Below are 15,417 nucleotides of genomic sequence, written 5' to 3' on the forward strand. Positions count from 1 at the left end.
CTCCTTTCTTTTATATTGCTTTCATAATTGATATGATTTTCTCACAGAGAAGATGGGTGTACAACAGGTTTTTCAGGAGGGGGGGTATACATTGCTGATTTTTAAATCACTTCTTTTTCCGCTCACGGTCGTTTCCGTTATCCTTATCGCTGCGTATAACATGTTTATCCGCAAGAAAACCGTTCAAAACCACTACACTCCCTTTGATTATATTGCCGGACAGACATCAAAAGAATTCCATGCGGAAAAAAAAGAACAGGAAGGCCGGGAGGATGACGATTCAGGAGAAGGGAAATAAAAAGGCCGCAGGGAATACCCTGGACGGCCTTTTCGTCTATGATGCAGAACGGTGTTTTTCTTCCATCTCCTCAAACATCTCAGCCGCTTTTTCAGCGGGTTTATGCGTCATGAGGCTGACGGCGGCAACCGCTGCGAGGCTCAGGAAGAAGCCCGGAATCATTTCGTATATGCCGGTCGTTTGATCGAGTCCGGTCATAATCCAGAGCAGCACTGTAACAGCGCCGGTTACGATGCCTGCCAGTGCGCCCCACTGATTCATCCGCTTCCAGTAGAGGCTGAGCAGAATCGCAGGTCCAAACGCAGAACCGAATCCGGCCCACGCATAGCCGACGAGATTCAAAATCGTGTCATTCGGACTTAATGATAAAAGAAGGGCGATGACGGCGACCAACAGGACGCTCAACCGTCCGACGAGGACAAGCTCTTTATCTGTTGCCCCGCGGCGGAAAAACGTTCTGTACAGGTCTTCGGTCATGGCGCTTGAGGTGACCAGAAGCTGGGATGAAACCGTACTCATGATCGCCGCAAGCAGCGCGGAAAGCAAGAATCCGGTGATCAACGGATGAAACAGAATGTTCGAAAATACGATGAAAATCGTTTCCGGATCTTTCAGGCTGATACCTGTTTGATGGACGTAAGCTACGCCGATCAGCCCCGTAAGTAATGCGCCGGCTACTGAGACGATCATCCAGCCCATTCCGATGCGGCGGGCGGGTTTCAGCTCTTTCACCGATGAAATCGCCATAAAACGGACGATGATGTGCGGCTGCCCGAAGTAGCCCAATCCCCAGGCAATAAAAGAAATAATGCTAATGACGGTCGTTCCTTTGAAGAAGTCCAGCAGGCTTGGATTGACTTCTTCTATCATATTAAATGTCGGCGTAACTCCGCCCAACTGAGTAAAGGCAACGATCGGCACGAGCACTAATGCAATAAACATAATCAAACCCTGCACAAAGTCGGTCAGACTGACAGCCAAAAATCCTCCGAACAGCGTATAGGCAATTACGACGAGGGCGGTAGAGAACAAACCGATCCTGTAGTCAAGGCCGAACGCCGTTTCAAACATCCTTCCTCCGGATACCATGCCAGCTGACGTATACAGCGTAAAGAACACCATGATGACGAGGGCTGACGCCAGACGCAGGACTCTTGTCGTATCATTGAATCGATTTTCGAAAAAGTCTGGAATGGTAATCGCGTCATTCGCCACTTCCGTAAATGTACGCAAGCGCGGTGCGACAAGCACATAGTTGACATAAGCTCCGATTGTCAGGCCGACGGCAAGCCAGCCGCTCGAAAGTCCTGTGACATACATCGCTCCCGGCAGTCCCATCAGCATCCAGCTGCTCATGTCAGATGCGCCGGCCGATAAAGCCGTAACAGCAGGCCCGAGATCTCTTCCTCCGAGCATATAGTCATTCAAATTGGATGTTTTTCGGTAGGAATACCAGCCGATTAAGAGCATGGCGGCAAAATAAATGCCAAGCGAAATAAATACTTCAATACTCACGTTTCGTATCTCTCCTCTTTACAATAATGTGGCATCACCTCTCCTGAAATTTTAACAATACTGATTTGCTGTGTACGAAGATTGATTTGCAGGGCCTCGTCTTTAAAATCAAGCATTGGAAAAACCAGGCGCTGCCATGTGATCGTACTTAGTTACCTAACCTATCAAACTATTCCGCATCAATCAACCGGAGGACACGCCCGTTTTTTTGCAAAAAGGACGCAGCCGTTCCGATGGGCATCACAATGAAAACGTTTGCAAATAAATACAAAAGTAAAAATGTTCTGAATTTTAGTACAGCCCACTACCGGGCGTTTTTAGTATACAATAGAATCAGGGCCGGGATTCCGCGGTTTTGTTGATTTAGAAGGCTGAAATTTGATATGATCAGTATTATATGACTAAGCGAGAATCATCTTGGAGGTGTTTGTGTAATGTCGCGTATTTCAATAGAAGAAGTAAAGCATGTTGCCCATCTGGCCAGACTGGCGATCACGGATGAGGAAGCGGCTATGTTTACCGAACAGCTTGACAGCATTATTTCTTTTGCCGAAGAGCTGAATGAAGTCGATACAGAGAATGTCAAGCCAACGACACATGTATTGCAAATGAAGAATATCATGAGGGAAGATGTCCCGGATAAAGGCCTCCCGGTTGAGGAAGTCGTCAAAAACGCACCTGATCATAAAGACGGCTATATTCGCGTGCCGTCAATTCTGGACTAAAGGAGGGAGCAAGAGAACATGTCACTGTTTGACCATAAAATATCTGAACTGAAAAGACTCATACATAAAAAAGAGATCAGCATATCGGACTTAGTCGATGAATCGTATAAGAGGATCCACGAAGTCGACGGAAAGGTGCAGGCCTTTTTACAGCTTGATGAAGAAAAAGCCCGCGCTTATGCCAAAGAGCTGGATGAAGCGGTAGGCGGCCGGGACGAGCACGGCCTTTTGTTCGGGATGCCGATCGGAATCAAAGATAATATCGTCACAAAGGATCTTCGCACAACGTGTGCGAGCAAAATCCTGGAAAACTTCGACCCGATCTATGACGCTACGGTTGTTGAGCGCCTGCACGATGCAGAAGCGGTTACGATCGGAAAGCTGAACATGGATGAATTTGCGATGGGGTCTTCCACAGAAAATTCAGGCTTCCAAAAAACGAAAAACCCGTGGAACTTAGAAACCGTTCCGGGCGGCTCAAGCGGCGGCTCCGCGGCGGCGGTTGCGGCGGGAGAAGTGCCGTTTTCACTCGGTTCCGACACGGGCGGATCGATCCGCCAGCCGGCTTCTTTCTGCGGCGTCGTCGGCTTAAAGCCTACATACGGCCGCGTGTCAAGGTACGGCCTTGTCGCATTTGCGTCTTCATTGGATCAAATCGGACCGATCACAAGATCCGTCGAGGACAACGCATACCTTCTCCAGGCGATTGCGGGCGTCGACAAAATGGATTCGACGAGCGCCAATGTGGACGTGCCTGACTATCTGTCTGCGCTGACAGGCGATATTAAAGGCTTAAAAATCGCCGTTCCGAAAGAATACCTCGGCGAAGGGGTAAGCGAAGAAGCGAAGCAGTCCGTCCTTGAAGCGCTGAAAGTGCTTGAAGGCCTTGGCGCGACATGGGAAGAAGTATCCCTGCCGCACAGCAAATACGCGCTTGCGACGTATTACCTGCTGTCTTCATCAGAAGCTTCGGCGAACCTTGCCCGATTCGACGGCATCCGCTACGGCTACCGCACCGACAATGCGGACAACCTGATCGACCTTTATAAACAAACGCGTTCCGAAGGCTTCGGAGACGAAGTGAAGCGCCGCATCATGCTCGGCACGTTCGCGTTAAGCTCAGGCTACTACGATGCTTACTATAAAAAGGCGCAAAAGGTCAGAACGCTGATCAAAAAAGACTTTGAAGACGTATTCGAAAACTATGACGTCATCATCGGACCGACAACGCCGACGCCTGCGTTTAAAATCGGCGAAAAAACGAGCGATCCGCTCACAATGTATGCGAACGACATCCTGACGATCCCGGTCAACCTTGCCGGTGTACCGGGAATCAGCGTACCGTGCGGATTTGCGAACGGTTTGCCGCTCGGCCTGCAAATCATCGGCAAACACTTTGACGAAAGCACAGTATACCGCGTCGCCCATGCATTCGAACAGGCGACAGACCATCATAAAGCAAAACCTGAACTGTAAGGGGTGAAAAAACATGAACTTTGAAACGGTAATCGGACTTGAAGTCCACGTTGAGCTAAAAACGAAATCGAAAATCTTCTCAAGCTCGCCGACGCCATTCGGCGCCGCGGCCAATACGCAGACAAGCGTCATCGATTTGGGATATCCGGGCGTTTTGCCAGTCTTGAATAAAGAAGCCGTCAATTTTGCCATGAAAGCGGCGATGGCGTTAAACTGCGAAATCGCGACAGAGACGAAATTTGACCGGAAAAACTATTTCTACCCTGACAACCCGAAAGCGTACCAAATTTCCCAATTCGATAAACCGATCGGCGAAAACGGCTGGATCGAAATCGAAGTCGGCGGAAAAACGAAACGCATCGGCATCACGCGCCTTCATCTTGAAGAGGATGCCGGCAAACTGACGCACACAGGCGACGGATACTCCCTTGTCGACTACAACCGCCAAGGTACGCCGCTCGTCGAAATCGTTTCAGAACCGGACATCCGCACGCCTGAAGAAGCGTACGCGTATCTTGAAAAGCTGAAGTCGATCATTCAATATACGGGCGTTTCCGACTGTAAGATGGAGGAAGGATCGCTCCGCTGCGACGCCAACATTTCGCTCCGCCCGATCGGACAGAAGGAATTCGGCACGAAGACAGAGCTGAAAAACCTGAACTCCTTCGCCTTCGTCCAAAAAGGCCTTGAGCATGAAGAAAAACGCCAGGCGCAAGTACTTCTGTCAGGCGGCGTCATTCAGCAGGAGACGCGCCGCTATGATGAGGCATCAAAAACGACGATTTTGATGAGGGTCAAAGAAGGTTCTGACGACTACCGCTATTTCCCTGAACCGGACCTCGTCGAGCTTTACATCGACGACGAATGGAAACAGCGCGTAAAAGACAGCATTCCAGAGCTTCCGGACCAGCGCCGCAAGCGCTACATCGAGGAGCTCGGCCTGCCTGCCTATGATGCGAAAGTCTTGACGCTGACAAAAGAAATGTCCGACTTCTTCGAAGCAGCCGTCGAAAAAGGCGCCGACGCCAAGCTCGCTTCAAACTGGCTGATGGGTGAAGTTTCGGCCTACCTGAATGCACAGCAAAAAGAGCTCGCAGACGTCGCGCTTACGCCGGAAGGCCTTGCCGGTCTGATCAAGCTGATCGAAAAAGGCACGATTTCATCGAAAATCGCGAAAAAAGTCTTCAAAGAATTAATCGAAAACGGCGGAGACGCTGAAAAAATCGTCAAAGAAAAAGGCCTTGTGCAAATCTCTGACAAAGCTACGCTCAGAAAGCTTGTCACAGAAGCGCTCGACAACAATCCGCAGTCGATCGAGGACTTCAAAAACGGAAAAGACCGTGCAATCGGCTTCCTCGTCGGCCAAATCATGAAAGCTTCAAAAGGCCAGGCAAATCCGCCGATGGTCAACAAGCTTCTTCTTGAAGAAATTAATAAACGGTAATATAAGACCCTTGGAGAAACGATGTCTCCAAGGGTTTTTTATTCAACGACAGGCGTTAATGAATCGCCGTTCCATATTTCTCCCTTATTCAGCGTCCAGCTGTCATTATAGAGATTTGACGCTCCTTTATTTGCCGCAGGGCTCCAGCCGTCATTCCAGGCCAAGAAGTAGGTTGTTTTCGGATATTTTTGTCTGATCGCATTGATAAATAGTTCGTAATCCAGGCTGCCGTTCGTTTCCTGCGGCCCGACTTCTGTGAAGGCAAACGGCTTGTTAAGAGATGTCAGCTCGTCATAATGCGATGACAAAACATACTGTATTTCTTTTCATCGCAGCAAAACCTCCTGTTCTTTTTATACATCAATTCAAAATCTACTAATTGTAATAGAATAAAAAAAGGAACATGGGACGATTGTTTGGTTTTCATCAGGAATATTTCCGCCCCCGTTAAATTACTGCCGCGATAGTTTTTGCATTTAACGAGAAATTTCATTGCAAATAGTTCGAAAGACCTTTCGAAAAAGAGTATAATAGCACTGAGGGAAACAAATATTTTACTAGGGGATGATGAAAATGAAAGCGCTTAGATGGCACGATGCGAAAGACTTGCGATTGGAACAAATCGACGAACCCCAGGCGGCAGCGGGCAAAGTGAAAGTCAAAGTAGAATGGTGCGGGATTTGCGGAAGCGATCTTCACGAATATACCGCAGGTCCTATTTTCATTCCGACTGAAACACACCCGCTAAGCGGCGATAAAGCCCCGGTCGTTTTGGGACACGAATTTTCGGGGCAGGTCGTGGAAGTAGGAGAGGGGGTTACAAATGTCAAAGCCGGCGATCGTGTAACGGTTGAACCGATCTACGCGTGCGGCGAATGTGAAGCTTGCAAACAAGGAATGTATAATCTGTGCGATAAAATGGGATTCTTCGGGCTCGCCGGGGGAGGCGGCGGATTTTCCGAGTATGCAGCCGTGCCGGCGGAAATGATTCATAAATTGCCGGATGACGTATCATTTGAACAAGGTGCGCTTGTTGAACCGTCAGCCGTTGCGCTTCATGCCGTCCGTCAAAGCAAATTGAAAGTCGGCGACAAAGCGGCCGTTTTTGGGACAGGCCCAATCGGCTTGCTTGTGATTGAAGCGCTAAAAGCGTCCGGCGCATCGGAAATCTACGCTGTCGAATTATCAGACATCCGCCGCCAAAAAGCAGCAGAGCTTGGTGCAATCGTCATTGATCCAAAACAATGCGACGCAGTGGCCGAAATCCAAAAACGGACAAACGGCGGCGTCGATGTAGCCTATGAAGTGACAGGCGTGCCGCCCGTTTTAAAACAGGCGATTCATGCAACAAAAATCAACGGGGAAACGATGGTCGTCAGCATTTTTGAAAAAGAAGCGCCGATCCATCCTCACGATATCGTCATGAAAGAACGCACACTAACCGGGATCATCGGATACCGCGACGTGTTTCCCGCTGTCATCAGTCTGATGGCTCAAGGGTATTTCCCGGCTGACAAACTGGTCACGAAACGAATTACGCTTGATGAAGTCATCGAAGAGGGCTTCGAAGGATTGTTGAGAGAAAGAGATCAAGTGAAAATCCTGGTCAAAGCTGAATAAATAAAGAAACCAGATTCCTATTTTTATGGGAATCTGGTTTCTTTTTTAGCGATCAAGAAAACGGGAAATCATCTGAAAGAGATGACGCACGCTTTCCTCCTGTTCCAGGTTCGTCAGCATTCCTTGAATTACGGGCTTCCGCGGAGCCTCCAGTTTCAGCTCCTCTTCCAGCACATCAAGCGTGATGTGGATGTCTTCGGCCAGATCCGCTTGATTCCTGTATGCTGCGATCTCCTCAAGAATCCCGTTTTTATCAACTTTTTGCTGGCCGTCATGGTACAGCAGATACGTTTTTTCTGCAAGAATCGGCCGTTCGCCGCTTTGCGTCATGCCGCCGATCATCTCGTCGACCCTTCTGATAATAAAACCGGCAAGCTCATCAAAGTCAATGTCGAGCTCGTTGAAGATAAATAAATTTTGATAAGAGTGCACGATTCCCTGCACCATGACCGTCAAGTCATCGAGGAAAGGCTTTGCGGCGTCGCCGTAGGCCGCCAGCAGCGCCTCCTGATATGCTTCATGAAATTTTCCGCTGACATTTTTAAAATATTCCTCGATTTTGCTGTTTTCCGGGATGCTGTGCTCGCTGATCATCACGAGGATGAAGTCTCGATGCTCTTTGCTTTCTTCAAACTGATAAGCAATCTGCTCCTTGAAAATATCCTTCGGAGGAGCATTTTTTTGCCGTATCTTCTTCATATTTTCTGTCATTCTATCGATATAATACTTAATGATTGCGAGAAGAAGCGCGTCCTTCGATTTAAAATGCAGATAAAAAGCTCCTTTTGAAATGCCGCATTCATTGGAAATCTCCTGAATGGTCGTAGAGGCAAACCCGTTTTTCGCGAACAGGCGAAGGCCGGCTTTAATGATTTTTTCTTCTTTTTCAGTCATGAAAGTACTCCTTTTGAACAACATTAAAATTGATTTAATTTTAACATATATAAGTTGACGCTATTTACTTTTGACGTTTATTATTGTATAGAATGACCAGTCAGTCAATCAGTATTCAGAAAATATTTTTTAAAATGGAGGTCGTAATGAATTCTATCATCAATTTTGTGCTGAAGAACAAGTTCGCTGTGTGGCTGATGACGATTATTGTTACGGTTGCCGGCCTTTATGCGGGTTTGAATATGAAGCAGGAATCCATTCCTGACGTAAACATGCCATACCTTTCGATTAATACGACATATCCGGGGGCTGCCCCGAGCCAAGTGGCTGATGATGTCACAAAGCCGATTGAACAAGCGGTGCAAAACCTTGACGGCGTGCACGTTGTGACGTCCACATCTTACGAAAACGCATCATCGGTGATGATCGAATACGATTATGATAAAGATATGGACAAGGCGAAAACAGAAGCGGCTGAAGCGCTGGAAAACGTCAATCTTCCCGATGACGTGAAAGATCCGGAAATTTCGCGCTACAGCATGAACTCCTTCCCGATCCTGACGCTCAGCGTATCAAGCGACAAAAGCAACCTTCAAGAGCTTACGAAAAACGTGGAAAACAGCCTCGTTCCTAAGCTTGAAGGCATTGAAGGCGTAGCCTCTGTTCAAGTATCCGGACAGCAGGTTGAAGAAGTCGAATTTTCTTTTAAAGAAGACAAAATGAAAAAATACGGCCTTGACAAAGACACAGTCAAGCAAGTGATTCAAGGGTCAAATGTGACAACTCCGCTTGGATTGTACACATTCGGCAATAAAGAAAAATCCGTCGTCGTCAGCGGCGATATCGAAACAATCAAAGATTTGAAGAATATGAGAATTCCGGTTGCATCTGCTTCAAGTGCAAGCAGTGCAGCAGCACAGGTCCGGCAAAGCGCAAGTACAGAAGTGCCGACTGTCAAGCTTTCTGAGATTGCCAGCATTAAAGACGTGAAAAAAGCCGAATCGATTTCGCGCACGAACGGAAAAGACAGCATCGGCATCAATATCGTCAAAGCAAATGATGCAAATACGGTAGAAGTTGCCGACAACGTCAAAAAAGAACTGAAGCAATTCAAAGAAGACCACAAAGGCTTCCAGTACAGCGCTACGTTAGACATGGCTGAACCGATCACCCAGTCGGTCGAAACGATGCTGGACAAAGCGATTTTCGGAGCGCTCTTTGCGGTTGTGATCATTCTCTTATTCTTAAGAGATATTAAATCAACATTAATTTCGATCGTTTCCATTCCGTTGTCTCTGCTTATCGCGCTGCTAGTCTTAAATCAGCTTGATATCACGCTGAATATCATGACGCTCGGCGCCATGACGGTCGCGATCGGCCGGGTTGTCGACGACTCGATCGTCGTCATCGAGAACATCTACCGCCGCATGAGGCTGAAAGACGAACCGCTCCGCGGAAAAGCATTGGTCCGCGAAGCGACGAAAGAAATGTTCAAACCGATCATGTCATCAACGATCGTAACGATTGCGGTATTCCTGCCGCTCGCACTGGTAGGCGGCCAGATCGGCGAATTGTTCATCCCGTTCGCCCTGGCGATCGTATTTGCGCTTGCCGCATCACTCCTGATTTCGATCACGCTCGTGCCGATGCTCGCGCACAGCCTGTTCAAAAAATCGCTGACGGGAGCACCTGTAAAAGGGAAAGAACATAAGCCTGGAAGACTGGCAAACGCCTATAAAAAAATCTTAAACTGGGCGCTCAGCCATAAATGGATTACATCGATCATCGCGATTCTGATGCTGCTCGGAAGCTTGTTCCTCGTTCCGCTGATCGGCGCAAGCTACCTGCCGTCTGAAGAAGAAAAAACGATTCAGATCACATACACGCCTGAACCGGGCGAAACGAAAAAAGAGGCGGAAGACGAAGCCGCAAAAGCCGAAAAGCTCTTATTGGACCGCAAGCACGTCGATACGGTTCAATACTCCTTAGGCTCAAGCAGCCCGCTCGCCCAAGGGAATTCAAACGGCGCGCTCTTCTATATTAAATATGAAGACGATACGCCTGATTTTGACAAAGAAAAAGACAACGTGCTGAAAGAAATCCAGAAAAAATCCAAACGCGGAGAATGGAAAACGCAGAATTTCAACTCTTCGGGCAATAACAACGAATTAACGTACTATGTGTACGGCGATTCTGAAAAAGATATTAAAGGCACTGTCAAAGACATCGAAAAGATAATGAAAGATCAAAAAGATCTGAAAAACGTGAAGTCAGGCCTGTCCAGCACATATGACGAATATACATTTGTCGCTGACCAGGAGAAGCTGAGCAAACTCGGTTTGACGGCGTCTCAAATTTCTCAGGCCTTAATGACGGAAACGTCGCAGGCTCCACTGACAACCGTCAAAAAAGACGGCAAAGAGCTTGATGTCAACATTAAAACAGAAAAAGACGAGTATAAGAGCGTCAAAGATTTAGAAAACAAAAAACTCACATCGGCGACAGGCCAGGAAGTGAAAATCGGCGATGTGGCAAAAGTAAAAGAAGGCACAACATCTGACACCGTTTCAAAACGCGACGGAAAAGTCTATGCCGATGTCACAGGGGAAATCAAGACAGACAACATTACAAAGGTATCAAGCGATGTCCAGAAGAAAATTGACAAGCTTGACCTTCCTGACAACGTTACGATCGATACAGGCGGCGTTTCCGCAGATATCGCCGATTCCTTTACGAAGCTCGGACTCGCGATGCTTGCAGCTGTTGCGATCGTGTATCTCGTGCTCGTAATTACGTTCGGCGGAGCATTGGCGCCGTTTGCGATTCTGTTCTCGCTGCCGTTTACAGTCATCGGAGCCTTGATCGGGCTTTACGTCTCAGGTGAAACGATCAGCTTGAACGCGATGATCGGCATGCTGATGCTGATCGGAATCGTCGTCACAAACGCCATCGTCCTGATCGACCGCGTCATTCATAAAGAAGCGGAAGGACTGTCTACGAGAGAAGCGCTCCTTGAAGCCGGCTCTACACGACTCCGCCCGATCCTGATGACGGCGATTGCGACAATCGGCGCCTTGATTCCGCTGGCGCTCGGATTCGAAGGCGGCAGCCAGGTCATTTCAAAAGGGCTCGGCGTTACCGTTATCGGCGGTCTGATCAGTTCGACCCTTCTGACATTGGTTATTGTGCCGATCGTATATGAAATTTTGGCCAAATTCCGCCGGAAAAAGCCGGGAATGGAAGAAGAGTAGGATATAAGAAAGCCTCAGCTTTTGACAGCTGAGGCTTTTTTTAATCATTGGGGTTGATGATCGCCAATTGCTGATGATCCTCCCATTTTCCGTTGATTTTGACGTTTTTTCTGGCAAGACCTTCTTTGTGAAAACCCGCTTTTTCGAGCACGCGGATCGATCCGGGATTATGGGGCATGACGCCGGCTTCGATGCGGTGCAGTTTCAAATCATTGAACGCATAGCCGACCATCAGCTTGACCGCTTCTGTCGTATAGCCTTTCCCGTTATGCTTTTCATCGAGAAAATAGCCGATAAACGCGCTTTGCAGAGAGCCGCGCAGCACTTGAAAGAGGTTGACCGTGCCGATCAGCGCATCATCTGACTGAAGAAAAATCCCGAAATAATAGTCTTCGTCTTGCTGCATTTGTTCCCAAAACGTTTGCAGCCGCTTTTTTTGCCCTTCAAGCGTATAAAAATCAGCAGAGCGTTCCATCGAAAACCGTTCGAAAAACCCGCGGTTGTCCGTCTGCAGCTTCAGGCACGCTTCCGCATCATCCGCCGTCAGCGGCCTGATATAAATCGACTCTCCTTTTTTCACGCCACTGCCCTCCTTATACTGCCGGTACGTTGTCGGCTTTTTTCATTAACTCTTCAAAGTAGGAAAAGAACGCTTCCCTGTCGACCTGATCGACGACTTCGACCGGCCTTCCGTCTGGATGTGCCTCTGTCGTTCCTTGACGCGGGCTTTCCGTGTGAACGATCGCATTGACCGTTTTTGAGCCGATCATGTCCTTCCTGCCGAGCGTCAGCGTTGTCAGCACATCCCACAGGTAGTAGGTGGAGTTCGTCTCCGTATGTACAAGCGGCGGGCACAGCGCATAGCATTGGCCGATGAAATCAATGCCGATATGTTTACGCAGGCTTGCCCAATGGGCGCGGATGCCGTTTGTCAAAGGCACCTGGTTCGTGCTTTCAAGCGCGACCATATCGATCGCAATGCCGCTCGCAAACACCGTCTTCACGCTGTACGGGTCCCAAAACGCGTTCCATTCCGCCGTCCCGTCGTGCTCGGGCTCCTCGACATTCCCTTTTTCAAGAAAGGTGCCGCCCATCCAGACGAGCTTTTGAATCCGCTTTTCGATCGACGGATCTTTTTCAAGCGCGCGCGCCAAATCCGTGAGCGGTCCGGTAAACAGCAATGTCACCGGTTCTTTGCTGCCGTTTACCTTCTCAATCAGATGAAGGTGGGCGGGAAGGTCGGAAATGGGAGTCTCTACCGTCCCTTTTTCGTTTAAAATCGGCAAGGCGTCAACATAAAAGGCGTGCATGCGCCACTCCTTCGGAAAAGGGTTGACCCCTCTTGAATCAGATGCCGCCGTCTCGACACGGTACGGGCCGAAGCGGTCGATGATTTTTCTGCTTGCGCTCAGCGCAGGCTCCAGATAGCAGTCACCGGGTATGACAGATGTCCCGATCAATTCGATATCGTCCATTTGCAATAGCAAAAATAAGGAGACGAGATCGTCGACCCCTCCGTCATGGTTGAAATAAACAAGCTTCTTCACGTGATCACACCCTTTTTTCTTAATATTTATTATTTTACATCAATCGACCTTCAAAGTCTTTTCACGTTCTTATTTACCAAGATTGGCATCCATTTAGTTGCGATTTTTTCAACAACTAGTATAATTAAAGGTTGTTGGTAAAGAAATGATACGGATACTCTAATAGGATGATGAACATGAAACGTGCACGAATCATATACAACCCGACTTCCGGACGCGAAATTTTCAAAAAAAATCTTCCCCAAGTTCTCCAAAAATTCGAACAGGCGGGCTTCGAGACATCATGCCACGCAACGACGGGAGAAGGGGACGCCGTACAGGCCGCCAGAAGCGCCGCAGAGAGAGAGTTTGATTTAATTGTTGCAGCAGGCGGCGACGGGACGCTGAACGAAGTCGTCAACGGCCTGGCGCCGTTGGAAGTCCGTCCGAACCTGGGGGTCATACCGGTCGGGACGACAAATGATTTCGCAAGAGCTCTCGGCATACCGAGAGAGGATATTTTAAAGGCCGTTGACACAATACTAGAAGGAGAACCCCGTCCGATCGACATCGGGCGCGTAAACGGCCAGTATTTCATCAATATCGCCGGAGGCGGACGCCTGACCGAACTGACGTATGACGTACCAAGCAAATTGAAAACGATGCTCGGCCAGCTCGCTTATTATTTAAAAGGAATGGAAATGCTTCCGTCGCTGAAGCCGACAGAAGTCGAAATCGAATACGACGGCAAGCTGTTCCACGGCGAAGTGATGCTGTTTTTGGTGATGCTCACCAATTCGGTCGGCGGCTTCGAAAAGCTTGCCCCGGACTCAAGCCTGAATGACGGCATGTTTGACCTGATTATTTTAAAACGGACAAACCTCGCCGAATTTATCCGGCTTGCCGGACTCGCGCTCCGCGGCGACCACATCCACAACGAACACGTCATTTATACGAAAGCGAACCGCGTAAAAGTGAAGCAGAAGGACAAAATGCTCTTAAACCTTGACGGCGAATACGGCGGCGAACTGCCCGGAGAATTCGAAAACCTCTACCGCCACATCAACGTCGTCATGTCAAAAGAAAAAGCACAAAGACTCGATGATTGAACTTGGTCTCATACAGACGCGGCCAAGTTTTTCTTATAGAAGGTGAAGGAAATGAAACAAACAGCCCCCGTACAAAAAAACGAATATTACGACGTCGTATTTGAAGATCTGACCCACGAAGGCGCAGGAGTCGCAAAGGTCGACGGCTTCCCGGTTTTCGTCCCGAACGCCCTGCCCGACGAAAAAGCGAAGATCAAAGTGACGCGCGTCAAAAAAGGCTTCGCCTTCGGCCGTCTGATCGATGTAAAGGAAGAAAGCCGCTTCCGCACCAAAGCGCCGTGCCCGATCTACAAACAGTGCGGCGGCTGCCAGCTGCAGCACATCAATTACGAAGGCCAATTGCTTTACAAGCAGAAGCAGGTCAAAGACGTGCTCGAGCGAATCGGCAAGCTCGACTTAAGCCGCATTACCGTCCACCCGACCCTCGGCATGGAAGACCCGTGGAACTACCGAAACAAAGCCCAGGTCCCTGTCGGCGAACGGGAAGGCGGACTCGTCGCAGGCTTCTACCAGCAGCGCAGCCACGAGATCATCGACATGAACAAATGCCTCATCCAGCAGTCGGAAAACGACCGCGTCGTTCAAGCGATCAAAGAAATCTGCAATCGCTACGGGATCAAAGCGTACGACGAAGAGCGCCACAAAGGCTGGCTCAGACACATCATGGTCAGATACGGCGCCGCGACAGGCGAAATGATGGTCGTCTTCATCACGAAGACAAACGATTTCCCGCACAAAAACGCGATCATGAAGGAAATCACCGCCTCATTCCCGCACGTCAAATCGATCGTCCAAAACATCAACCCGAAAAAAACAAACGTCATCTTCGGCGACGAAACAACGGTCATCTGGGGAGAAGAATACATCTACGATACCATCGGCGGCATCAAATTCGCCATCTCCGCCAGATCGTTCTACCAGGTTAACCCCGAACAGACGAAAGTGCTCTACGACAAAGCGCTCGAATACGCCGAACTGAACGGCGAAGAAACCGTCATCGACGCCTACTGCGGCATCGGCACGATTTCGCTGTTTCTGGCGAAGCAGGCGAAAAAAGTGTACGGCGTCGAGATTGTGCCGGAAGCGATTGAGGATGCGAAGCGGAATGCTGAGTTGAACGGCATTGAGAACGCCGAGTTTGAAGTTGGCGAAGCTGAGGTCGTGATTCCGAAGTGGTATAAGGAAGGCATCAAGGCTGATACGCTTGTCGTCGACCCGCCGCGCAAAGGCTGCGACGAGGCTTTGCTGCGGACGATTATTGAAATGAAGCCGAAGCGGGTGGTGTATGTGTCGTGCAATCCGGGAACCTTGGCGCGCGATTTGCGGGTGCTTGAGGATGGCGGGTATGCGACGCTTGAAGTGCAGCCTGTTGATATGTTTCCGCATACGAGCCATGTGGAGTGTGTGGCGAAGTTGGTTTTGAAAGGTACAGTTGATTAAACTAATAGTTTAAAACTTTACGGATGACATCTTTTCTTCTTCAAAGACTTAATCTTTTTGATGTTGCTCTTTGATAACTTTTTTTGAAGGCCTGGATTTATCCCGGTCTTTTTTGTTGT

At 48.8% G+C, this 15,417-nt stretch carries 12 protein-coding genes and 1 pseudogene; 8 read left to right on the top strand and 5 right to left on the bottom strand.

The window, feature by feature from the left end; genetic code table 11:
• Positions 1–91 precede the first annotated feature (91 nt).
• The gene (locus NSQ39_RS04180) at positions 92–298 is read left to right on the top strand and encodes a DUF3951 domain-containing protein (protein WP_175075878.1); all 207 of its coding nucleotides are present in this window, start codon (positions 92–94) and stop codon (positions 296–298) included.
• Positions 299–334: 36 nt separating this feature from the next.
• Here NSQ39_RS04180 and putP read toward each other — a convergent pair whose 3' ends face one another.
• Positions 335–1,813: a sodium/proline symporter PutP gene (gene putP, locus NSQ39_RS04185; RefSeq protein ID WP_046130427.1), complete on the bottom strand. Its 1,479-nt coding sequence runs from the start codon at positions 1,811–1,813 to the stop codon at positions 335–337.
• Positions 1,814–2,247: 434 nt separating this feature from the next.
• Here putP and gatC point away from each other — a divergent pair, with 434 nt between their 5' ends.
• From gatC to gatB, 3 genes are read left to right on the top strand one after another with little or no spacing between them, the layout of a single operon-like run.
• Positions 2,248–2,538, top strand: a complete 291-nt coding sequence (gatC, locus tag NSQ39_RS04190; protein WP_046130426.1) for an Asp-tRNA(Asn)/Glu-tRNA(Gln) amidotransferase subunit GatC — start codon at positions 2,248–2,250, stop codon at positions 2,536–2,538.
• Between the two features lie 18 nt (positions 2,539–2,556).
• The gene (gatA, locus tag NSQ39_RS04195) at positions 2,557–4,014 is read left to right on the top strand and encodes an Asp-tRNA(Asn)/Glu-tRNA(Gln) amidotransferase subunit GatA (protein ID WP_175075879.1); all 1,458 of its coding nucleotides are present in this window, start codon (positions 2,557–2,559) and stop codon (positions 4,012–4,014) included.
• 13 nt (positions 4,015–4,027) lie between these two features.
• Positions 4,028–5,458 (top strand): Asp-tRNA(Asn)/Glu-tRNA(Gln) amidotransferase subunit GatB, encoded by a 1,431-nt coding sequence (gene gatB, locus NSQ39_RS04200; protein ID WP_175075880.1) that lies wholly within the window; start codon positions 4,028–4,030, stop codon positions 5,456–5,458.
• Positions 5,459–5,496: 38 nt separating this feature from the next.
• On the opposite strand, the pseudogene NSQ39_RS04205 reads toward gatB, so the two are convergent.
• Positions 5,497–5,754, bottom strand: a pseudogene (locus NSQ39_RS04205) (glycosyl hydrolase); the annotation flags it as partial.
• Positions 5,755–6,031: 277 nt separating this feature from the next.
• Between NSQ39_RS04205 and NSQ39_RS04210 the strand changes: the two are divergent.
• Positions 6,032–7,078, top strand: a complete 1,047-nt coding sequence (locus tag NSQ39_RS04210; protein ID WP_175075881.1) for a 2,3-butanediol dehydrogenase — start codon at positions 6,032–6,034, stop codon at positions 7,076–7,078.
• 45 nt (positions 7,079–7,123) lie between these two features.
• Here the strand turns inward: NSQ39_RS04210 and NSQ39_RS04215 are convergent, their stop codons facing one another.
• The gene (locus NSQ39_RS04215; protein WP_175075882.1) at positions 7,124–7,972 is read right to left on the bottom strand and encodes a TetR/AcrR family transcriptional regulator; all 849 of its coding nucleotides are present in this window, start codon (positions 7,970–7,972) and stop codon (positions 7,124–7,126) included.
• A gap of 146 nt (positions 7,973–8,118) precedes the next feature.
• Here NSQ39_RS04215 and NSQ39_RS04220 point away from each other — a divergent pair, with 146 nt between their 5' ends.
• A complete protein-coding gene (locus tag NSQ39_RS04220) occupies positions 8,119–11,223 on the top strand; it encodes an efflux RND transporter permease subunit (RefSeq protein ID WP_175075883.1) in 3,105 nt (1,034 codons plus the stop codon).
• Positions 11,224–11,263: 40 nt separating this feature from the next.
• Here NSQ39_RS04220 and NSQ39_RS04225 read toward each other — a convergent pair whose 3' ends face one another.
• Positions 11,264–11,803 carry a GNAT family N-acetyltransferase gene (locus tag NSQ39_RS04225; RefSeq protein WP_175075884.1) on the bottom strand — a complete coding sequence of 180 codons (540 nt, stop codon included), beginning with the start codon at positions 11,801–11,803 and terminating at the stop codon, positions 11,264–11,266.
• 13 nt (positions 11,804–11,816) lie between these two features.
• Positions 11,817–12,770 carry a nucleoside hydrolase gene (locus NSQ39_RS04230; protein ID WP_175075885.1) on the bottom strand — a complete coding sequence of 318 codons (954 nt, stop codon included), beginning with the start codon at positions 12,768–12,770 and terminating at the stop codon, positions 11,817–11,819.
• A gap of 176 nt (positions 12,771–12,946) precedes the next feature.
• Here NSQ39_RS04230 and NSQ39_RS04235 point away from each other — a divergent pair, with 176 nt between their 5' ends.
• Together NSQ39_RS04235 and rlmD are read left to right on the top strand one after the other, a co-directional pair.
• Positions 12,947–13,858, top strand: coding sequence for a diacylglycerol kinase (locus NSQ39_RS04235; RefSeq protein WP_046130418.1), 912 nt, complete (start codon positions 12,947–12,949; stop codon positions 13,856–13,858).
• A gap of 51 nt (positions 13,859–13,909) precedes the next feature.
• Positions 13,910–15,298, top strand: a complete 1,389-nt coding sequence (gene rlmD, locus NSQ39_RS04240; protein WP_046130417.1) for a 23S rRNA (uracil(1939)-C(5))-methyltransferase RlmD — start codon at positions 13,910–13,912, stop codon at positions 15,296–15,298.
• Positions 15,299–15,417 lie beyond the last annotated feature (119 nt).

The organism is Bacillus sp. FSL W8-0848 (assembly GCF_038007805.1).
In the GTDB taxonomy this organism is placed as follows: Bacteria; Bacillota; Bacilli; order Bacillales; family Bacillaceae; genus Bacillus; species Bacillus glycinifermentans.

Excerpts from the sequence above, each read along its gene's own strand:
- rlmD (WP_046130417.1), top strand. The coding sequence starts at position 13,910 with ATGAAACAAACAGCCCCCGTACAAAAAAACGAATATTACGACGTCGTA.
- NSQ39_RS04210 (WP_175075881.1), top strand. The coding sequence starts at position 6,032 with ATGAAAGCGCTTAGATGGCACGATGCGAAAGACTTGCGATTGGAACAA.
- gatB (WP_175075880.1), top strand. The coding sequence starts at position 4,028 with ATGAACTTTGAAACGGTAATCGGACTTGAAGTCCACGTTGAGCTAAAA.
- NSQ39_RS04235 (WP_046130418.1), top strand. The coding sequence starts at position 12,947 with ATGAAACGTGCACGAATCATATACAACCCGACTTCCGGACGCGAAATT.
- NSQ39_RS04215 (WP_175075882.1), bottom strand. The coding sequence starts at position 7,972 with ATGACTGAAAAAGAAGAAAAAATCATTAAAGCCGGCCTTCGCCTGTTC.
- gatA (WP_175075879.1), top strand. The coding sequence starts at position 2,557 with ATGTCACTGTTTGACCATAAAATATCTGAACTGAAAAGACTCATACAT.
- NSQ39_RS04220 (WP_175075883.1), top strand. The coding sequence starts at position 8,119 with ATGAATTCTATCATCAATTTTGTGCTGAAGAACAAGTTCGCTGTGTGG.
- gatC (WP_046130426.1), top strand. The coding sequence starts at position 2,248 with ATGTCGCGTATTTCAATAGAAGAAGTAAAGCATGTTGCCCATCTGGCC.